The 19,890-nt window shown below is 67.4% G+C and carries 21 protein-coding genes and 1 riboswitch; of the genes, 13 read left to right on the forward strand and 8 right to left on the reverse strand.

What is annotated here, in order from left to right; translation table 11 throughout:
- Positions 1-25: 25 nt before the first annotated feature.
- Positions 26-442 (forward strand): RT0821/Lpp0805 family surface protein, encoded by a 417-nt coding sequence (locus BM115_RS17650; protein ID WP_092296671.1) that lies wholly within the window; start codon positions 26-28, stop codon positions 440-442.
- Positions 443-466: 24 nt separating this feature from the next.
- Here the strand turns inward: BM115_RS17650 and BM115_RS17655 are convergent, their stop codons facing one another.
- From BM115_RS17655 to BM115_RS17670, 4 genes are all read right to left on the reverse strand, one after another.
- Entirely contained in the window at positions 467-2,185 is a 1,719-nt protein-coding gene (locus tag BM115_RS17655; protein ID WP_092296674.1) for a mechanosensitive ion channel family protein, read from the reverse strand.
- 97 nt (positions 2,186-2,282) lie between these two features.
- Entirely contained in the window at positions 2,283-2,759 is a 477-nt protein-coding gene (locus BM115_RS17660) for a surface-adhesin E family protein (protein WP_092296677.1), read from the reverse strand.
- Between the two features lie 146 nt (positions 2,760-2,905).
- Positions 2,906-3,595 carry a 3,4-dihydroxy-2-butanone-4-phosphate synthase gene (gene ribB / locus BM115_RS17665; protein ID WP_092296680.1) on the reverse strand — a complete coding sequence of 230 codons (690 nt, stop codon included), beginning with the start codon at positions 3,593-3,595 and terminating at the stop codon, positions 2,906-2,908.
- A 128-nt stretch (positions 3,596-3,723) separates the two neighbouring features.
- Positions 3,724-3,891: riboswitch (FMN riboswitch) on the reverse strand.
- A gap of 79 nt (positions 3,892-3,970) precedes the next feature.
- On the reverse strand, positions 3,971-4,861 hold the full coding sequence (locus tag BM115_RS17670; protein WP_092296683.1) for a helix-turn-helix domain-containing protein: 891 nt from the start codon (positions 4,859-4,861) through the stop codon (positions 3,971-3,973).
- Between the two features lie 175 nt (positions 4,862-5,036).
- Between BM115_RS17670 and BM115_RS17675 the strand changes: the two genes are divergently transcribed.
- From BM115_RS17675 to BM115_RS17695, 5 genes are all read left to right on the forward strand, one after another.
- The gene (locus tag BM115_RS17675; protein WP_092296686.1) at positions 5,037-5,336 is read left to right on the forward strand and encodes a type II toxin-antitoxin system RelE/ParE family toxin; all 300 of its coding nucleotides are present in this window, start codon (positions 5,037-5,039) and stop codon (positions 5,334-5,336) included.
- The gene (locus tag BM115_RS17680; RefSeq protein ID WP_092296689.1) at positions 5,333-5,680 is read left to right on the forward strand and encodes a HigA family addiction module antitoxin; all 348 of its coding nucleotides are present in this window, start codon (positions 5,333-5,335) and stop codon (positions 5,678-5,680) included. Before BM115_RS17675 ends, BM115_RS17680 begins: the two co-directional genes overlap by 4 nt.
- 142 nt (positions 5,681-5,822) lie before the next feature.
- Positions 5,823-7,136, forward strand: coding sequence for a hemolysin family protein (locus BM115_RS17685; protein WP_092296692.1), 1,314 nt, complete (start codon positions 5,823-5,825; stop codon positions 7,134-7,136).
- A 353-nt stretch (positions 7,137-7,489) separates the two neighbouring features.
- A complete protein-coding gene (locus BM115_RS17690; protein ID WP_092296695.1) occupies positions 7,490-8,812 on the forward strand; it encodes a GGDEF domain-containing protein in 1,323 nt (440 codons plus the stop codon).
- A 151-nt stretch (positions 8,813-8,963) separates the two neighbouring features.
- Positions 8,964-9,095 (forward strand): entericidin A/B family lipoprotein, encoded by a 132-nt coding sequence (locus BM115_RS17695; RefSeq protein WP_092296698.1) that lies wholly within the window; start codon positions 8,964-8,966, stop codon positions 9,093-9,095.
- A 115-nt stretch (positions 9,096-9,210) separates the two neighbouring features.
- Here BM115_RS17695 and BM115_RS17700 read toward each other — a convergent pair whose 3' ends face one another.
- The 3 genes from BM115_RS17700 to BM115_RS17710 are packed head-to-tail and all read right to left on the reverse strand — an operon-like array spanning position 9,211 to position 12,142.
- Positions 9,211-9,852 carry a bifunctional 4-hydroxy-2-oxoglutarate aldolase/2-dehydro-3-deoxy-phosphogluconate aldolase gene (locus BM115_RS17700; RefSeq protein ID WP_092296701.1) on the reverse strand — a complete coding sequence of 214 codons (642 nt, stop codon included), beginning with the start codon at positions 9,850-9,852 and terminating at the stop codon, positions 9,211-9,213.
- A gap of 58 nt (positions 9,853-9,910) precedes the next feature.
- Entirely contained in the window at positions 9,911-10,846 is a 936-nt protein-coding gene (locus BM115_RS17705) for a sugar kinase (RefSeq protein ID WP_092296704.1), read from the reverse strand.
- Positions 10,847-10,861: 15 nt separating this feature from the next.
- Positions 10,862-12,142, reverse strand: coding sequence for an amino acid deaminase (locus BM115_RS17710; RefSeq protein WP_092296707.1), 1,281 nt, complete (start codon positions 12,140-12,142; stop codon positions 10,862-10,864).
- A gap of 126 nt (positions 12,143-12,268) precedes the next feature.
- On the opposite strand from BM115_RS17710, the gene BM115_RS17715 reads away from it, so the two are divergent.
- The 7 genes from BM115_RS17715 to BM115_RS17745 all read left to right on the forward strand — a co-directional run bounded on the left by BM115_RS17715 (position 12,269) and on the right by BM115_RS17745 (position 19,551).
- Entirely contained in the window at positions 12,269-13,171 is a 903-nt protein-coding gene (locus BM115_RS17715) for a MurR/RpiR family transcriptional regulator (protein WP_092296710.1), read from the forward strand.
- A 2-nt stretch (positions 13,172-13,173) separates the two neighbouring features.
- Positions 13,174-14,637: an N-acyl-D-amino-acid deacylase family protein gene (locus BM115_RS17720; RefSeq protein WP_092296713.1), complete on the forward strand. Its 1,464-nt coding sequence runs from the start codon at positions 13,174-13,176 to the stop codon at positions 14,635-14,637.
- A 32-nt stretch (positions 14,638-14,669) separates the two neighbouring features.
- Positions 14,670-15,062, forward strand: coding sequence for a RidA family protein (locus tag BM115_RS17725; protein ID WP_092296716.1), 393 nt, complete (start codon positions 14,670-14,672; stop codon positions 15,060-15,062).
- A 116-nt stretch (positions 15,063-15,178) separates the two neighbouring features.
- Positions 15,179-16,540 (forward strand): GntP family permease, encoded by a 1,362-nt coding sequence (locus tag BM115_RS17730; protein ID WP_092296719.1) that lies wholly within the window; start codon positions 15,179-15,181, stop codon positions 16,538-16,540.
- Positions 16,541-16,666: 126 nt separating this feature from the next.
- Positions 16,667-17,848 (forward strand): ABC transporter substrate-binding protein, encoded by a 1,182-nt coding sequence (locus BM115_RS17735; RefSeq protein ID WP_092296722.1) that lies wholly within the window; start codon positions 16,667-16,669, stop codon positions 17,846-17,848.
- A 186-nt stretch (positions 17,849-18,034) separates the two neighbouring features.
- Positions 18,035-19,234 (forward strand): PQQ-dependent sugar dehydrogenase, encoded by a 1,200-nt coding sequence (locus BM115_RS17740; protein ID WP_255370884.1) that lies wholly within the window; start codon positions 18,035-18,037, stop codon positions 19,232-19,234.
- Positions 19,231-19,551, forward strand: coding sequence for a c-type cytochrome (locus BM115_RS17745; RefSeq protein WP_369823487.1), 321 nt, complete (start codon positions 19,231-19,233; stop codon positions 19,549-19,551). The genes BM115_RS17740 and BM115_RS17745 overlap by 4 nt, the downstream gene beginning before the upstream one ends.
- On the opposite strand, the gene BM115_RS17750 is transcribed toward BM115_RS17745, so the two are convergent.
- Positions 19,530-19,817 carry a hypothetical protein gene (locus tag BM115_RS17750; protein ID WP_143093916.1) on the reverse strand — a complete coding sequence of 96 codons (288 nt, stop codon included), beginning with the start codon at positions 19,815-19,817 and terminating at the stop codon, positions 19,530-19,532. The genes BM115_RS17745 and BM115_RS17750 overlap by 22 nt on opposite strands.
- Positions 19,818-19,890 lie beyond the last annotated feature (73 nt).

Consider the following 19,890-nt stretch of genomic DNA (forward strand, 5'->3'; position numbering starts at 1 on the left):
TCATCCATTCTCACGAGGAATCGTCATGCACGCCCGGGGTACCCTTCGCCGTTCCCATCTTCGACTGGCGCTTGCCGCCAGCCTTGGCTGCGCCCTGCTGCTTGGCACCGCCCAGCCCGCCCTCGCCTACTTCGACAACTACCTGTCCGGCAGCATCATCGGCACGCTGAACCAGAAGGAAGCCGCCTCGCTGCAACAGACCGTGCGCAAGATCCTCGACGGCGGCCCCGACAACGAAAGCGTGACCTGGAACTACCCGGGCGCCGGCAAGCGCGCCGCCATCCTCGGCACCATCACGCCCGTCACCACCAAGGAAGACAAGGGCCAAAAGTGCCGGCGCCTGAAGTCCGAACTGCAGCGCGGCAGCGCCACCGAAGCGTGGTCGGGCTGGTTCTGCAAGCAGTCCAACGGCGCCTGGAAGGCCCGCCACGTGGCGGAGTAAGTCCGAAGCTGGCCGAGGTTGCACTCACGGCCGCGTGGCCCGGCGATGCGGGTGCGCGGCCGGGTCCACCTCGGCATGGCCCGGCGCCTCGAACCAGCGGGCCTGCGGTACCACCACGCTCTGGCCCGGCTGGTCGATGAAATGGGGCGACATGATCTGCACGCCGTGGGTGTTGAACACATCCTGGATGGCCGCGTGCAGTGCCGACAGCGCAAAAAAGCGATTGCGCGGATTGTCGATCGCCGTGAACAGCTCATATTCGACGTAGAAATCCGATAGCCCGCGCTGGAGCACGAACGGCGTGGGCGCCGCCACCACGTGGGTGGCGTGGGCGGCGGCTTCCAGCAGCATTGCGTGGACCTGCCGCCACGGCGTGTCATAGCCGATGGTGACCGAAGTGGACACCATCGCGCCCTGCTCGGCGGTGCCAGGGTCGCGCGTGGCGCCATGGCGCGAGAAGTTGTGGATGGCGCTGCCCACCACCACTGCGTTCGGCAGCGTCACCTCCTCGTTGCGCAGGTTGACGACCTTGACCGACAGCGCGTCCAGCCCGATCACCGTGCCCACCGTATCGCCAATGCTGACCATGTCCCCCCGGCGCAGCGCGCGCGAATAGACCACCACCATCCCGCTCATGATCTGGTTGACGATATTGGCCGAGCCCAGCGTGATCATGAAGCCGATCAGCACGGACAGGCCCTTGAACACGTCGCTCTGAGAGCCGGGGATATAGGGATAGGCGAAGGTGAACCCGAGCGCCCAGACCAGCACGCTGGCCAGCCGCCGCGTGGCGCCGGCCGTTTCCGGGTGCATGCCCGGCACCGTGATCTGCCCCTTCTGCACGGCGACAAAGATATTGCCGACCAGCCGCTGGATCGCGCGGGTGATCAGCAGGATGACCACCACCGTGACCAGCCCCGGGATCGACTCCACGATCGACACGCCGATATGCCGCAGCAGGCCAAGGAAGAAGGCGCCCATGCGGTCGCCGAGCGGTTCGGTCAGCGGAAACTGCTCGAGCGCGAACTGGAGCCAGAGGAAGCCCAGCGCGATGACCGAGCCCACCGCCAGGATCTGGACGATGCGGCTGACGAGCTGGTAGACCGCGCCGGTCCAGTCGAACTGGCTGCCGCTGCGCTGTTGCAGATGAACGTCCAGCGCGTGTTGCAGTGCGCCGCGCATGCGGCTGCGGGCGCGGCCAATGCCCCAGATCAACCCGACCATCAGCGCCAGGCTGCCCAGCGACAACAAGGCCCCGCGCAGCAGGTTAGGCCAGTAGAGCTGGGCCCGGCGGGCGTCGATAACGGCCTGGAGCCGCGCGCGCGTCTGGGCGGCTGCCACTTCGATCGTCAGGCCATCGGTAGGATCGAGATCGCCCTCGACCAGGGCGAAGAGCACGCGGTCGCCAAGGCGGAAGGCCACGCCGCTGACATCGCCGAGCGTGCCGCTCAACTGGCTCAGTGGCAGCCCCAGCTCTGACTCGCTCAGGTTGTCGAACGTGGTTTCGGCCCGCTCGGCGCGGGTGGCGGGGCCGGCGCCGCCCAGGGTGCCGCGCAGGGTGGCGACGGGCCGGTTCATCAGCCGCAGTTCCACGGGCGTGGACTGGGCTGCGGCCGTGGCGGCCGCCGGAGGAGAGGATGGTGCGGCCGGCGCTGACGCCGCGTGCACCCATCCACAGAAGATGCCGACCAGTCCAATAGTCGTCAGCCAGAACCATGCCACCTGCCGCCATGCGTGCGCCATGCCTGCCCCCTCGTGTGGACGTGAGGCGAAGCATAGCGTGTCGCGGCGGAAAACGGGACCGCTATTGACGAGCGGCCTTAGCCCGTGGCGGTTGGCCTCAGCGGCAGAGCCGGCTCATCAGCTCCCCGGCGAGGGTGCCGGAGGCAATCGGCTGGGGCATGCCCGTCTGCGGGGCGCGGATCGTATATAGCGATTCGCCGCGCGCGTAGCGCTTGCTGTAGAGGGTCTGCTCCACCACCGCGAACATCGACGTGGCGCAATTCAGCACCATCCGCTTCAGCGACGAGCGGATGGCGTCGCCGCTGGCGGTGCGGATCACGCCGCCCGTTGGGGCGTTATGCATCAGCACGACGCCCACCTCGGGGCCGCGACGGCGCACGGCAGTCTGATCGAAGTAGGAGGTCATGCCGGTGGCGCCCACCATCGGCACCCAGCGTTGGGGGTCCGGCGGGGCGGGATCGGCCTGCCCGCCGGCGTGGGCGGTCAGGCAGAAGCACGCGCCGGCCAGGACGGTCAGGCGTGCGAGAAATCGGGGAAATCGCGAAAAATGCGGGAGGAACGCGCGAACAGACATCGGGAAGCCCTCGTCATGACGGGAAAAAAGCAGCCCGCATTGTCGCACAGCGAGGCTGCCTATTCGCCCGTTTGGCGCGATGAAACTGCATCAGATTGCGTCATCGCGCCGGGCCGAAGGCGCCTGAGGCGCCCTTCCGGGCTCCCTCAGCCGTTGATTTCACGCCAGGCGGCGAGGTCTTCGATGGTCAGCACCGGCAACTGGTACATCTCGGCAAACGCCAGCGCCTCGGGGCGGCGCGCCATGGTGCCGTCCGGATTCATCAGCTCGCAGAGCACCGCCGCCGGCGACAGTCCCGCCATCCGCGCGAGGTCCACCGAACCTTCGGTATGGCCGCGCCGCACCAGCACGCCGCCGTCGCGGGCCACGAGCGGGAACACGTGGCCGGGGCTGACCACGGCGTCCGTGCCGGCATCCTCGGCAATGGCCGCGCGGATGGTGGTGATGCGGTCGGCGGCGCTCACGCCAGTGGTCACGCCCTCGCGCGCCTCGATGGAGACGGTGAAGGCGGTGCCGTATTGGCTGAGGTTGTTCTCCACCATCGGGCGCAGGCCGAGTTCGCGGACCTTGGTCTCGGTCAGGCACAGGCAGACGATGCCGCTGCATTCGCGGATCATCATCGCCATATTGGCCGTAGTCAGGCGCTCGGCGGACAGGATCAGGTCCGCCTCGTTCTCGCGGTCGTCGTCATCGAGCAGCACGACGGGACGGCCCTCACGCATGGCCTCGAGCGCGTGCGCGATGCGCTCGGCCAGCGGGCGCGGATCGGCATCGGCGATGGCAAGGTTGGCGCCAGAATTAACGTTCGGGAGATTGACTTCGGTGTGGTGCAGCATTGAAACGCTCCATATATAGGGATCAGTGGGCGTTTCAGGGTGGATCAGCGAAAACCCGCAAAAATACGACGACGCTCCGCCGCGCGGGCGGACGTGTCCACGCGCGCAAGGCCGGCTTGCGGATTTTCGCCCATCTTCTTTCATCCGGACTCTGACCGTCGGCCCTGGCCTCTCACCAGGTCTGCTGACCCCGCACGGGAATGCGGGCGCTCGCGGGCTCGCTGCCTCGCGTCATCGATGCACGACGCTGGCAACATACCGCCGGTGGGGACTTTCACCCCGCCCTGAAGACGTAACGACGCCGTGGCGGCAGGCGTTTTCCGCACTGCCACAACGGCCCGGCGATGTTAGCACGAGCGTGCGATTCTGGCTGAACTACGACTCGAGCGCGCGCTCGGGCGCGGGAGTGCCGGCCAGGGACTCAAACAGGTCGCGGGTGGCCTCGTCGGCCGGGAAGAAGCACTCGATGCGCAACTCTTCCAGCGTGACGTCCTGCGGAATGCCCAGCGTGGTCAGGGTGGAGAACAGCGACGCGCGGAACCGTCCAGCCTGGACGATCACGGGCAAGACCGGCGGCGGCGCGCCGTCCGCCTCGGGGTCATCCTCATCCGCCAGCAGCTCGCCGCCGGGCCCCACCATGTCTGGATGCCATGCGGCGATGCGGCGAAACATCTCACGCGCCACCTCATCGTGCGCCTGCGCCTGCAACGCCTGCCAGACCCGGCGCACGAGGTAGCGGCCCACCTGCTGCGCGTTCTCGATCATCGGCCAGAGGCCGTCCGGGTCGAACACGGTCAGCATCAGGTTGATGCGCCGGCCGTCCTCATCGAGCGAAGCGGGCCGGCGCCCCGCCAGCAGCGTGCCGAACATGCGCCGGTACGCGGTGTTGGCGTCCACCAGATTCCAGAACCGGTCCAGCACCACGGCGGGATAGGGCTCCTGCTTGCTCAGGATCAGCGCAATGGCCTGCCGCACCATGTGCAAGGGCGGCGCCGCCAGCGCGTGTTCGCTATAGGCCGGCGCGAAGCCGCTCGCCAGCAGCAAGCGGTTCCGCTGCCGCAGCGGCACGGCGAGGCGGTCTGCCAGCGCCAGCACCATCTCGCGACTGGGCCGCGCCCGGCCCGACTCCAGAAAACTGATATGGCGCTGCGATACACCGGCCGCGAGCGACAGCGCGAGCTGGCTGTAACCGCGCTTGCCGCGCCAGTAGCGCAGCAGGGCGGGGAAATCGAGAGCGGCTTCGGAGCCGGGCGTGAGGGATTCCATGGCGGGTATTACAGCATGGGCCGGGAAGCGTGACGATTCCCTTGCAGGTAATCATCGTGATTCACAGGTTTCAGATTCGTCCCATGTCGCAATGGCGCGCGGCTTTCTAGGATGACGGTTCACCCTCATCCTAGATGCTGGCCATTTAATGCAATACGTTATACCATCGACATCCATGATCCGGACGTTCGCCAATAAAGCCACGGCGGCCCTGTTCTGCGGCCGGTACGTCAACACCCTGCCACGGCATATTCAGGCCACGGCGTTCAGGAAACTCGGGCTGCTGGACGCGGCGGCATCGCTGGTCGACATGCAGGCCCCGCCGGCGAACCGGCTGGAACCCCTGCGTGGCGCGCGGCGGGGCCAATGGAGCATCCAGATTCACAACCAGTGGCGCATCTGCTTCCGTTTTCAGAACGGCGAAGCATGGGACGTCGACATTGCGGACTATCACCGACAACCGGAGCCAGCATGACCATCACGCGTGAAGACCTGCCGCGCCTCGATGCCAGGGACGTCGAAACGGGCGAGCCCCTCGCGCCGGTGCACCCGGGCGAGATCCTGCGCCAGGACTTCATGGCCCCGCACGGGCTCTCGGCCAATGCGCTGGCGATTGCCCTGCGCGTGCCCGCGCCGCGCATCAACGACGTCGTGCGCGGGCGCCGCGCCATCTCGCCCGAAACCGCGTTGCGGCTCGCCCGCTACTTCGGCACGACGCCACAGTTCTGGGCCAATCTCCAGGCGGCGTACGACCTGCGCATCGCCCAGGAGAAGGCCGGCGAGAAGATCGAGCGGGACATCCAGCCGCTGACGGCATGATCCGTGCTTGCGCTGCCGTGCAAGACCGTCCACCGGACGGGCCATTTTCTTGTGACGTGTGCGCCACCGCGCAGTGGTCCGGTCACATGCCGATGGTATGCTTTGACTTTTCAATTCCCGCGCGCATAGGGCGCGCACCCTGATGGAAATAGCCATATTACTGGCGCTCATTCTGGTTAACGGCCTGTTCGCCATGTCCGAGATCGCACTCGTCACGGCCCGCAAGGCCCGGTTGCAGCGGCAGATCGAGAACGGCGACCGTGGCGCGATAGAGGCCGTCAAGCTCGGAGAGGACCCCACGCGGTTCCTGTCCACCGTCCAGATCGGCATTACTTCCATCGGCGTGCTGAACGGCGTGGTCGGGGAATCCACGCTGGCGGCGCCGCTCGGCGAATGGCTCGCGGGCCTGGGCCTGTCGCCGACGACCGCCGGCTATACCGCCACGGCCATCGTGGTGGCCGGCCTGACCTATTTCTCGATCGTCCTTGGCGAACTGGTGCCCAAACGGCTCGGCCAGCTGGCGCCCGAGGCCATCGCGCGCGCGGTGGCGCGCCCGATCTCGTTCCTCGCCACGGCGTCCACGCCATTCGTCAAGCTGCTGGGCGGCTCCACGCGGCTCGTGCTGCGGCTGCTCGGTGTCAAGACCGATCGCGGCCCGGCCGTGACCGAGGAAGAAATCCACGCGCTGCTGGTGGAAGGCTCGGAGGCAGGCGTCATCGAACGTCACGAGCACACGATGGTGCGCAACGTGTTCCGGCTCGATGATCGCCAGTTGGCCTCGCTGATGGTGCCGCGCGGCGATGTGGTCTACCTGGACGCCGGCCTCTCCGAAGAAGAGAACCTGCGCCGGATCGAGGAATCGGACCACTCGCGCTTCCCCGTGGTGCGGGGTGGCATGCACGACATTCTGGGCGTGGTCAGCGCGCGTCAGTTGCTGGCCCGCCGCCTCCGTGGCGAGCGTGCCGAACTGACCGCGGTGCTCCAGCCGGCCGTGTTCGTGCCGGAAAGCGTCACCGGCATGGAGCTGCTCGAGAACTTCCGCGCCTCCGGCGGCCAGATCGCCTTCGTGATCGACGAGTACGGCGAGGTGCTGGGTCTGGTCACGCTGCAGGACCTGATCGAGGCGATTACCGGCGAGTTCAAGCCCGATGAGGCAGGTGGCGAGTGGGCCGTGCAGCGCGACGATGGCTCATGGCTGCTGGATGGCATGATCCCGGTGCCGGAATTCAAGGACCGCCTGGGCCTGCGCGCCGTGCCCGAGGAAGACAAGGAGCGCTACCACACGCTGTCCGGCATGCTGCTCTTGCTGCTCGGCCGCCTGCCGCAGACCACCGACAGCGTGCAATGGGGCGACTGGAAGTTCGAGATCATCGACATGGACGGCAAGCGTATCGACAAGGTGCTGGCCTCCCAGGTGCCGCCCGAGGACGGCCCGGAGCCCGAAACCACCGGCTGACCGCCCTGCCCGCCTCACCCCGAAACGGACGCTTATGCGTCCGTTTTTTATTGCCCGCGCCCTAACGCGATTCCTGCTCACTGGTCAAGACGACTTTTGTAGCGACATGCGATTCGTTGTGCAGAATCAAACATCGCTGTTACGCACTGTGCACGTGGACCTAGCCGTTCTCCTAGTTCTACGCGGCTGCCGTATGATCTGCCTTGCAGCATCCGCAGTACCACGCAGTCGCTAACAAAATCGAGCGGCGCCAGCAGAGCGCCCCGAAAGATGGAATGCATGAACGGGAACGCAAAACGGGTATTGCCGGTGGCTGATGTCTGCCACGGCCTCTACGGCGCCGCGAGTCACTGATGAGCGCGGACACTCACGACACGCCACCAGCCATGGACGGCAACCGCGCGGCCCAGCCGGCGGTGTTCATTGCCGCGCTGGACGAACATCGCGCGCAGGTCGGCACGGCCCATCCTCTGGCCGTGCTGGTCATCCGCCTCGACCGCTTCCAGCATGCCTGCGACACCCTCGGTCCGGCGCGCGCCAATCTGCTGCGCGCAGAGGTCAAGTCGCGGGTGGCCAGCCTCGCCACCATGCCGGCCGTGATGCAATGGCTGGGCCCGGCCGATCTCGGCGTTGCCTGCCTGCTCCCCGAGGGCACGGACGACCCCGGCTGCCTGAGCATGACGATTGCAGCCGTGCTGGGCCGGCCCTATCTGGTCGATGGTTTCGAATTGTTTCTGTCGTGCAGCATCGGCGCGGCGATGGATCACCCCGACAGCGCCACCGAACGCAACCTGCAGCAGGCCTTCGACGCCATGCTGCAGATCAACCGGCGCGGCGGCGACGGCGTTGGCCGCGCCAGCCTGCCCACGCCCCCGCGCATGGCACCGCTGCTCGCCGCCCTGCCCCATGCCATCGCCCGGGGCGAACTGAGCCTGCATCTGCAGCCCCGCGCGTTACTTTCCACCGCCGAGATCGTCGCCTACACGGTGCGGCTGCGCTGGCAGCACGCGGTGCTGGGCCGCATTGCGCCGCACGACTTCCTGCCCGCCGTCGAGGCACTCGGCATGATGGACGAGATGGGGCAATGGATTCTTCAGCAACTGCTGCCCCTGATGCGGGCCACGGAGACCGTGGCGCCGGTGCCCTTCACGCTGCTGGCGTCAAGCTCGCAGTTGCAGTCGCCCGGCAGCATCGACATGCTGCGCCGGGCCGTCGAGGCCTACGGCGTGGGCCCCGGCCGGCTGTGTGTGGAGGTGCCGGTGAGCATCGTGCCGGACAGTCCGGAGACCGCCCACAAGGCTACGCTGCTGCATGACACCGGCATCGGCATGGCGCTCAGTGACTTCACCGACAACGCAGCAAGCCTGCGCGCACTGGAAATCACCCGGCCCGATGTGGTCACGCTCGATGCGCGCCATCTGGGGCACGCTACCCGCAGCGGCGACATCGCCGCCCACCTGCGCGCGGCGTGCGTGCTGGCCCACGCGCATGGCGTACCGGTCTGTGCCAAGGGCGTGGAGACGCGCACCCAGCTGGAGGCCGTGCGCGACTGGGGCTGCGACAGCGTCCAGGGCTATCTGCTCGCCCAGCCCTTCCCCGCGCACTGGCTGGCGCAGACCCACGCGGCCATCGTGGACCGCGCGCGGCAACTGCTCGGCCCCGGCCTTCGCCCTTGATCGGGCACGGTGCCGGAGGGCCTGTTTGTCAGCCGTTTGTAGCCGTTTGTCAGCGTTTTCCTACTTACAAATTGGCACACATCCTGCATCGAGATCGATTGGGGCGACGGTAGAATGTGCCCACTTCTCACTATCCCTAAAGGAGCCACTCGTGAAAAAAGGATGGATCTGGTGCGTACTGTGTGCCACCCTGCTGGCAGGTTGCAACACCATGGCCGGCGTCGGCCAGGACGTGCAGAAGGGCGGTCAGAAACTCGAGAACTCCGCTGAAAAGGCGAAGTAAACGCTCTCCAGCCGAGGCGCCGTAGCGGGCGCTCCGAGGACTAAAAAAGCCGACCGGGAATGAATTCCCGGTCGGCTTTGTAGTTTTTACTCCCCGCTTTCCAGCGGTCGGGCGATCAGCCCTTGCAGAGCCGTGCGGCTTCCTCGGCCAGCTTGCGGATGCGGCCCCAGTCCTTGGCGGCCACGGCGTCCTTGGGCACGACCCACGAGCCGCCCACGCACACCACGTTCGGCAGCGCCAGGTAGTGCTGGGCCTTGATGAGGTCGATCCCGCCGGTCGGGCAGAACTTGAGCTGCGCCAGCGGCCCGTACAGCGACTTCAGCATCGGCACGCCGCCGGCTGCCTCGGCCGGGAAGAACTTCAGGAAGGTGAAGCCGGATTCCAGCGCCGCCATGGCCTCGCTGGCAGTCGCTACGCCCGGCAACAGCGTGATGCCCGCGCCTTGCGCGCCATCGGCCAGCTTGCGCGTCAGGCCGGGCGAGACCGCGAACTGGGCGCCGGCGTCGCGTACGGCGTGAAGCTGTTCCACGGTCAGCACCGTGCCGGCACCCACCACGGCCTGCGGCAGCGCCTTGGCCACGGCCTGGATGGCCTCCAGGGCGACCGGCGTGCGCAGCGTGATCTCCAGCAGCGGCAGGCCGCCGGCGACGAGCGCCTCGCTGACGTGCAGCGCGTCGTCCACCGAGTGGTATTCCAGCACCGGAATCACCGGCACATTGACGAGTCGTTCTAGCAGCGGGGAAGGTTGATTTGGCATGACAGTCCCGATGTTGGGTGGCAAATATGGGGGGCGAAGCACGCCCGTCTGATTCCAGTCAGGCAATCACCGACACGGATTGTTCCAGGCGCGCCTGCACGGTATCGGCGCGCGGGATCGGCGCGACCGCGCCGTAGCCCGTAGTGGACAGCGCAGCCGCCACGTTGGCGTAGCGCGCGGCATCGAACGGATCCGCGCCCGCAGCCAGCCGGGCGATGAAGCTCCCGCCGAAGCAATCGCCCGCGCCGGTGGCGTCGAGCGGCCGCACCGGGTACGGCGGCACCAGCGAGCGCGCCTCGGGCGTGGCCACGTAGCTGCCCTCCTCGCCCAGCTTCAGCGCCACCAGCCCGATGCCGCAGCCGAGCAGGTAATCGACGATGGCATCGCGGTCGTCCAGCCCCGTGAGCACGGTAATGTCGTCCCAGCTCGGCAGGCAGACGTCGGTCAGCGAAAACGCCTCGCGCATGATGCCGCGCGCGCGGGCCAGCGACCACAGCCGCAGCCGCAGGTTGGTATCGAGCGACACCTGCGTGCCGCCCTTGCGCGCGTGCTCCATCGCGGCCAGCCCGGCGTCGCAGGCGCTGGTGCTGATGGCCAGGCTGATGCCGGACAGGTGCAGGAAGCGCGCCTGGGCAATCGCCGCCAGCGGCAATTGGTCATGGTGATAGCGGCTCGCGGCCGAGCCCTCGCGCAGGTAGTCGAAACGATGGCCGTGGCTGTCGTGCGAGACGAAATAGACGCCCGTGGGCGCCGCCGCATTCACGCTGACGTGCCGCGTATCCACGCGCTCGGTGGTCCACAGCGCCAGCAGGCGCTCGCCTAAGCTGTCGGCGCCCACCGCGCTGATGTAGCCGGTGGTGGCGCCCTGCCGCGCGGCGGCGATGCAGAAGTTCGAGGTGTCGCCGCCAAAGCCTTGCAGGTAGCGGCTGGCGTCGTCGGGCTGCTGGTTGAATTCCACCAGCGGCTCGCCGTAGGCAAGAATGTCGATGCTCATGTCGCAGGGTCTCCCTCAGAAGAACGTCTGCACGATGTCGATGACGCGCAACTGGTCGTCCAGCACGGGGATGTGCCGCCACTTGTCGAACGTCAGGCAGGGATGCGAGATGTCGAAGGCAATCATATCCCCGACGCGCACATCGTCGCCAGCCTGAATCTGCAAATAGGCATGCTGGTCCATCATGCCGGTCACCTGCCAGTGCGCCGGGGTGTCCACCGGGGCGTCCGTGCCGGGCCGGTACAGGCGCGCGGGAATCGGCATGCCGGCGTCGAACGCGGCATCGCGCTTGCCCATGCCGATGATCGCGCGCGTCGGCTCGGGAATCGACTGCACATAGGCCCAGAGCTGCAGCGCGGGCAGCAGCCCCTCGCGCATCTGCTGCGCCACGGGGTTGTTGGCCAGGATGCGCGTCTGCGCGGCACGGTAGATGCCCACGTCGTGGGTCAGGTAGCAGCCGGGACGCAGCACGATGTCGATGGGGGCGCCGATGTCGGTCCGCGAGAACTCCTCGGCCACCACGTCATACCAGGCCGAGCCCGCGCCCGACATGACCACTGGGCTGCGGCTGAAGCGGCCTTCGGCGGCCAGCTGGCGCGTCACGGCCACAGTGCGCCGCAGGAAGGCGCGGATGTCGGCCTCCTGCTGGAGCACGCCTTCGTAGACTTCCACGCCGGCCAGCGCGAGCGCGTCGGGCCAGCGCGCCAACGCGTCCATCACGGCCTGCTGCTGGGCGGCGTCACGCACGCCAGTACGACCACCCTCCACGCCCAGTTCCACCAATACTTGCAGCTTCTGGCCGCGCGCACGGAAAAACGCGCCGAGCTGATCGACGAGATCCGCTGAATCGACGAGCGAGAAGAATTCGAAGGAAGGATCGCGCAGCAGGTCCGCCACGATCTCCATATTGCGGCGGCCAACCAGCTGGTTGGCCATCAGCACGCGTTTCACACCATGCGCGGCGGCGGCTGCGGTCTGGTGCGCGGTGGCCAGGGTGATGCCCCAGGCACCTTCCTGCAACTGTCGCGCAAACAGCTTGGGCGCCATGGTGGTCTTGCCATGCGGCGCCAGCTGCACCCCGTATTCACCCATGAAGCGGCGCATCCATGTGAGGTTGTGCGCGAGACGTTCCTCATAGAGCACAGCCGCGGGCAGGCTCAGGTCCTCCCACAACAGGTTCCAGCCGACCTGGCTGGCGTTTGCGGGGGCCAGCGGGGTGTCCATCCGGCCCAGCGCCTTGTTCAGCGGATCGATGATTCCGGCTTGGTATTCACCCTGATACTTTGTCTCACGCATGCTGTCATCACCCCGCAAAAATTCTGATTGACGTAATCATAGCCTTGAAACTACGATATTTCATCCTTGTTATAAAGTAACATGCCTCGCCCGACAGCCCTGCCGGGGGACGCGCATCCGCCCGCCATGACCGCGCCTTTCGACATCCTGACCCGCATTGCCGAACGTGGCCCCGCGCTGCGCCTGGCCGAGCAGAAGGTCGCCCAGGTGATCCTGGAAGACCTGGCCGGCGCGGCGGCGGCCAGCATCAATGAACTGGCGCGCAAGGCGGCGGTGAGCGAGGCCAGTGTCACGCGCTTCGCCAAGGCCATCGGCTGCCGCGATGTGCGCGACCTGAAGCTGCGGCTGGCCCAGGCCACCGCCGTAGGCTCGCGCTTCCTGCAGCCGGTGCCGCTGGCGGAGCCCGGGGCGCCCGCCTCGCTGGCAGAAAGCATTCACGCCGATGTCATCAACACGCTGGAGGTCAATCGCAAGCTGATCGACCCGGAACGCATCGGCATTGCCGCGCGGCTGTTGCTGGACGCGCGCATGGTCTACGCTTTTGGCATGGGTGGCGGCTCGACGTTCATGGCCGACGAGGCGCGCTACCGGCTGGCGCGGCTCGGGCATCCCGTGGCCAGCTATCAGGACGCGGTCCTCCAGAAGATGGTGGCAGCCACGCTGACGCGCGACGACGTGGTCCTGGCGTTCTCGGCGAGCGGCAACATGCCCGAGATGCTGGCCAGCTGCGACATCGCGCGCGAGTACGGCGCCCGGCTGATCGCTGTGACGGCGCTCGGTTCGCCGCTGGCGGCGCGTTCCGATGTGCTGCTGCCCGTGCGCTCGCTGGAGACGGATTTCATCTTCAAGCCATCGGCCTCGCGCTACGCGATGCTGCTGGTGCTCGACGTGCTCGCCACGCGCCTGGCCCTGCTGACGCAGGAACAGAGTGCCGAGAAGCTGCGCCGCCTCAAATACGTGCTCGACGCCCACCGCGGCGTGAGCCAGGACAGCGACGGGCCGGACAGCCGCCAGCCGCTGGGAGACTGACCATGCCACACCTGTTCGACACCCTGATCCGCCTCGTGAGCCTGATCGACGGCTCGGGCGCCGCGCCCCGGCTGGCCGACGTGGGCATCCGCGACGGCCGCATCACGCGCATCGACGCCCCCGGCGCCATCGACCCGGACACCGCCTCCCACGTGGTGGAAGGCCACGGGATGGTGCTCTCGCCCGGCTTTATCGACGTCCACACGCACGACGACACCAACGTGGTCCGCCAGCCCGAGATGACGCCGAAGATCTCGCAGGGCGTGACGACCGTGATCGTCGGCAACTGCGGCATCAGCGCGGCGCCGGTCACGCTGGCGGGCGATCCGCCCGATCCGATGAACCTGCTGGGCCGCGCCGAGGCGTTTCGCTACCCGAGCTTCCAGGCCTATGTCGAGGCCGTCAACGCGGCGCAGCCGGCCGTCAATGTGGCCGCGCTGGTCGGCCACACGGCCCTGCGCAGCAACCATATGGACCGGCTCGACCGCGCCGCCACCCCCGACGAGACCGCCGCGATGCGCGCGCAGTTGGAGGAAGCCCTGACCCACGGCGCCCTGGGCCTCTCCACCGGGCTGGCCTACGCCAACGCCTTCTGCGCGCCGACCGAGGAAGTCCTCGCCCTGGCGGAGCCGCTCGCGGACGCCGGCGCGCTCTACGCCACCCACCTGCGCAGCGAGTTCGCCGAGATCCTCGACGCCATGGACGAAGCCTTCCGCATCGGCCGCCATGCGCGCGTGCCGGTGGTCATCTCGCACCTGAAATGCGCCGGCGTGCCCAACTGGGGCCGCAGCGGCGAGGTGCTGGACGCGCTGGAAGGCGCCCAGCGCTGGCAGCCGGTGGGCTGCGACTGCTATCCGTACACCGCCAGCTCGTCCACGCTCGACCTCAAGCAGGTGACCAGCGATTTCGACATCCAGGTCACGTGGTCGGAGTCGCACCCGGCCATGGGCGGCCGCCTGCTGGCCGACATCGCCGCCGAGTGGAATGTCGATCTGGAGGAAGCCGCGCGGCGACTGCAACCGGCCGGCGCGGTCTACCACTGCATGGAAGATGCCGATGTGGACCGCATCCTGCGCCATCCGGCCACGGTGGTCGGCTCCGACGGCCTGCCCAATGACCCGCTGCCGCACCCTCGTCTCTGGGGCGCGTTTCCGCGCGTGCTGGGCCACTACGCGCGCGACCGCGAGCTATTTCCGCTGAGCGTGGCCGTCAACAAGATGACCGGCCTCTCCGCCGAGCGCTTCGGGCTGACCGGGCGCGGCTTCGTGCGCGAAGGCTACTGGGCCGACCTGGTCCTGTTCGACGCCGCCACGATCCGGGACGCCGCCAGCTTCACCGACCCCATGCAGCCCGCCGAGGGCATCGCGGCGGTCTGGGTCAACGGCGAGCTGTCGTGGCAGCAGCGCGAGGCCACCGGCGTGCGCGCCGGCCGCTTCCTGCCGCGCGGCCCCCGCGCCACGGCCTGACCCCTTTCATCATTCAGTAAACAGGAGTTTTCATGGACATCAAGCGTTTCGGCGTGGAAGGCGGCACGGGCCAGGGCGGTTCGCACATGCCGTTCGCCCGCGCGGTAGCCGCCGACGGCTGGCTCTACGTATCCGGCCAGGTGCCGATGGTGGGCGGCGAGGTGATCGACGGCGGCATCGTGGCGCAGAGCCACCAGGCCATCAAGAACGTGCTGGCGATCCTGGCCGAGGCCGGCTACGGCCCCGAGCACGTGGTGCGCTGCGGCGTCTGGCTGGACGACGCCCGCGACTTCACCTCGTTCAACAAGATCTTCAAGGAATACTTCGGCGCCAACCCGCCGGCCCGCGCCTGCGTGCAGTCCAGCATGGTGGTGGACTGCAAGGTCGAAGTGGACTGCATTGCCTACAAGAAAACCGCGGCATAAGCCCGCACGGTGAGCCAACCGATTTATCAACCCGGCCGCTAAGCCCCACAGGAATAGCGGCCTTTTCATAGCGGAAGCGGACCGTCCTCCGGACGGCACCCGCGCAAGGAGACAATATGGGTGCCGTAACAGGAACCACACTCCTGGTTTATGCGCTGATCGCCGTGATCGCGCTGGTCATACTGATCGCCAGGTTCAAGCTCAACCCGTTCATCACGCTGGTGATAGTGTCCGTCGCGCTCGGCTTTGCCGTGGGCATGCCGATGGGCGACATCATCAAGTCGTTCGAGGCCGGCGTGGGCGGCACGCTGGGCCACATCGCGCTGGTGATCGGGCTGGGCACCATGCTCGGCAAGATGATGGCCGAGTCGGGCGGCGCCGAGCGCATCGCGCTGACGCTGATCGACTTCTTCGGCGAGAAGAACGTGCACTGGGCCATGGTGACCATCGCGTTCATCGTCGGCCTGCCGGTGTTCTTCGAGGTCGGCTTCGTGCTGCTGGTGCCGATCGCCTTCAACGTGGCCAAGCGCACCGGTACCTCGATGGTGCTGGTGGGCATTCCGATGGTGGCCGGCCTGTCCGTGGTGCACGGGCTGATCCCGCCCCACCCGGCTGCGCTGCTGGCCGTGACGGCCTATGGCGCCGACATCGGCAAGACCATCATGTACGCGCTGATCGTGGGCGTGCCCACGGCCGCCATCGCCGGCCCGCTGTTCGCCAAGCTGATGGACCGCTACGTGAAGCTGCCCGATGTGAACCCGCTGGCCGCGCAGTTCACCGAGGAAGACGAGGGCGTCAAGGCCACGCACGCCCTGCCGAGCTTCGGCATCACGGTGTTCACCATCCTGCTGCCGGTGATGCTGATGCTGATCGGTAGCTGGGCCGACCTGTTCACCACGCCGAAGACCTTCGCCAACGACTTCCTGAAGCTGATCGGCAACTCGGTGATGGCGCTGCTGATCGCCGCACTGGTGAGCTTCTACACCTTCGGCAAGGCACGCGGCTTCAGCCGCGAGATGATCCTGAAGTTCACCAACGAGTGCGTGGCCCCCACGGCCATCATCACGCTGGTGGTGGGCGCCGGCGGCGGCTTTGGCCGCATCCTGCGCGACTCGGGCATCTCCACGTCCATCGTGGACGTGGCGACCAGCGCCCACGTGTCCGTGCTGGTGCTGGGCTGGCTGGTGGCGGTGATGATCCGTATCGCCACGGGCTCGGCCACGGTGGCCATGACCACGGCCGCCGGCATCGTCGCCCCGATCGCCGCCAGCGTGCCGGGCACCCGCCCGGAACTGCTGGTGCTCTCCACGGGCGCCGGATCGCTGATCCTCTCGCACGTGAACGACGGCGGCTTCTGGCTGGTGAAGGAGTACTTCAACATGTCCGTGGCGCAGACGTTCAAGACCTGGTCGGTCTGCGAAACCATCATCTCGGTGGTGGCGCTGGGCCTGACGCTGGCCCTGGCAACGGTGGTCTGAGCCTTGGTTTTCCCCCTCTCCCGCCTGCGGGAGGGGGAGCGAAACACGGGATTGCGCACAGCCGCCCTCCCCCCTACACTCCCGTTCGATGCGGTCGCCTAGTACCGCACTTTTCGGGAGACTTCGATGACCTTCACCCCGCTGCGGCGCGCCGTCCTGGCGTGCGGCGCCCTCGCCGTCCTGGCATTCCCCGCTTCCAGCTTTGCGGCCGATCCGGTCAAGATCGGGCTGATCGCCCCGTTCTCGGGCAGCTTTGCCGACTACGGCAAGCAGATGGAAGGCGGAGTCAAGGCCTGGCAGAAGCTCCACGGCGACACCGTGGGCGGCCGCAAGATCGAAGTCATCCTCAAGGACACCACCGGCCCGGTGCCGGACGTGGCCAAGCGCCTGGCCCAGGAACTGGTGGTGCGCGACAAGGTGGACATCCTGGCCGGCTTCGGCCTCACGCCCGAGGCGCTGGCCGTGGCGCCCATCGCCGAGCAGGCGAAAAAGCCGATGGTGATCTTCAACGCGGCCTCCTCCGTCATCACCACCAAGTCGAACTACATCGCACGGGTGTCGATGACGCTGCCGCAGATCTCGGCGCCGATGGCGACCTGGGCGGTGCGCAACAACATCCGCAAGGTGGTCACGCTGGTGGCGGACTACGCGCCCGGCATCGACGCCGAAACCGCGTTCAAGACCAACTTCCTGGGCGGCGGCGGGCAGATTATCGAGTCGATCCGCGTGCCGCTGCGCAACCCCGAGTTCGCGCCCTTCATCCAGCGCATCAAGGACGCCAAGCCGGAGGCCGTGTTCCTGTTCCTGCCCGCCGGCGAGCAAGGCGTGGCCTTCATGAAGGGCTTCCGGGAGCGCGGCCTGGCCGCCGCCGGCATCCGCGTGATTGCCACGGGCGACCTGACCGACGACCACGTGCTGCCGGCCATGGGCGACGCCACGCTGGGCGTGATCACCTCGTTCCACTACTCCGCCGCCCATGATTCGAAGGAAAACAAGGCGTTCCTGAAGGCGTTTGCCGAGGCCAACCCGGGCGCCGGCCGGCCCAACTTCATGGCCGTGGCCGCCTTCGACGGCATGGCCGCCATCTACGAAGCCCTGAAGAGAACCAACGGCGTCACGGACGGCGACAAGTTCCTGGCGGCGCTCAAGGGCATGAAGATCCAGAGCCCGCGCGGCGCCATCACCATCGACCCGGCCACGCGCGACGTGGTGCAGACGGTCTACATCCGCAAGGTGGAAAAGGTCAACGGGGAGCTCTACAACGTCGAGTTCGACAAATTCGACGGGGTGAAGGACTCCGGCAAGTAAGCCTGCCCGGCGGCGGCCGTCCTGAACATCTTTTATTGCGTCGTCAAGAAAGTGCATCACGCGGGTTCCGATTCTTGACCTAAGCTGTTTGATGCACACAAGAAGAACTCCGGAGACGACAAAATGATCAGGACTGCCATATCCTCCGCGGCCGCCGCCGCGATATTCCTGGCCCTGGCGCCTGCCATGGCCGCCCCCGACAACCTCCAGAAGCTCCAGAGCTTCAAGCCGACCGGCACCGCCACGCCGGAAACCGTGCCGCAGACCGGCACGCGCGCCGACGCCATCCGCGAGAACCTCAAGACGATCAAGCTGCCGCAGGGCTTCAAGATCGAGTTGTACGCGGTGGTGCCCGAAGCCCGCCACATGGCGGTGGAGCCGTCCACGGGCGTGGTCTTCGTCGGCACGCGCAAGACCAAGGTCTGGCAGGTGACGGACCGCAACAAGCGCCGCGTGGCGGACGACGTGGTGCAGTTCGCCAGTTCCGTCGCCTTCAAGGTGCCCAACGGCGTCTGTTTCTCCCCCGACGGCATCCTCTACGTGGCCGAGCAGAACCGCGTGCTGGCGTTCCCGGCCGCCCAGTTCTTCGGCGAGGGCGGCCCCGACGTGGCCGTCGGCGTGGTCGTGCCGCAGGGCAAGCTGGTCCCGACCGAGTTCGAGAGCTTCAACCACGGCGCGCGCGCCTGCCGCATCGGCCCGGACAAGAAGCTCTACGTGGCCCTCGGCCAGCCGTGGAACGTGCCGCCCAAGGACAAGCTGGCCACGCTCGACAAGAACGGCGTCGGCGGCATTATCCGGATCGACCAGGACGGCAAGAATCGTGAGGTCTATGCCCATGGCGTGCGTAACTCCGTGGGCCTGGACTTCAGCCCGGTCGACAAGATGCTCTGGTTCACCGACAACCAGGTGGACGGCATGGGCGACGACCAGCCCCCCGGCGAGCTGAACCGGGCCACCAAGGGCGGCCAGAACTTCGGCTTCCCGTGGTACGGCGGCGGCAAGGTCCGCACGGTCGAGTACAAGGACGCCAAGCCGCCAGCAGACGCCGTCTTCCCGGTGGTGGAGTACGCCGCCCACGCGGCCGACCTCGGCATGTCGTTCTATACCGGCAAGATGTTCCCGGCCAAGTACCAGAACGGCGTGTTCGCGGCCGAGCATGGCTCCTGGAACCGCACCAAGCCGATTGGCGCCCGCATCGTGTACACGCCGGTCAACGCCGACGGCTCGGTCGGCACCACCGAGGTCTTCGCCGAAGGCTGGCTGACGGCCAACGGCGAGTACATGGGCCGCCCGGTGGACGTGCAGCAGTTGCAGGACGGCTCGCTGCTGGTGTCCGACGACTACGCCGGGGCGATCTACCGCATCTCCTACGCGGGGGCCAAGTGACGCGACACGGTTCGCTGACAATCGCCGCCTGGCTGGGGATGGCAATGGCCGTGGCCGGGGCTCCTGCCCTGGCCGCAGACGCCCAGGCCGGCAAGGCCCGCGCACTGCAGTGCCAGGCCTGTCATGGCCTGGACGGCAAGTCGAAGCTGCCCGAGGCGCCGCACCTGGCCGGCCAGAACGAGACCTACCTCGTGAAGGCGCTCAAGGACTACAAGACCGGCGCGCGCAAGGACGAGATGATGAACCTGATGGCCAAACCGCTGACCGACAAGGACATCGCCAACCTCGCGGCGTTCTACAGCGGCTTGAAGCCGTGACCGGAGCGTTCCTTCGGCGGCGATAGCACCGAGATGGCTGACGCCGCCTCGCGCCGGATCAGCCGGATGATCAGCGCGGCGCCGGCGTTGCCGAAGTCCGGCGAGGCCGCGTTATCCAGCGCCGCCGACATCACCCCGAGCGCTTCCTGAATGCGCTCCAGTTGCCGCAGGGCCGGGGCCGACGGCGCCATCGGCCCGGGGAACCCCGGGGTGCCGAGCATGCCGGGTGTAATGGATGTCCGGGAAGACGGTTTCGGTTTGTGCATGGCGATCTCCTGCTGTCTGAGCGGATGATGTCGATCCATGCATTCTGGGAATGAAGCGCGCCCAGAGATATGA

Origin of the sequence: Cupriavidus sp. OV096, assembly GCF_900115455.1 — a bacterium.
Lineage (GTDB): Bacteria > Pseudomonadota > Gammaproteobacteria > Burkholderiales > Burkholderiaceae > Cupriavidus.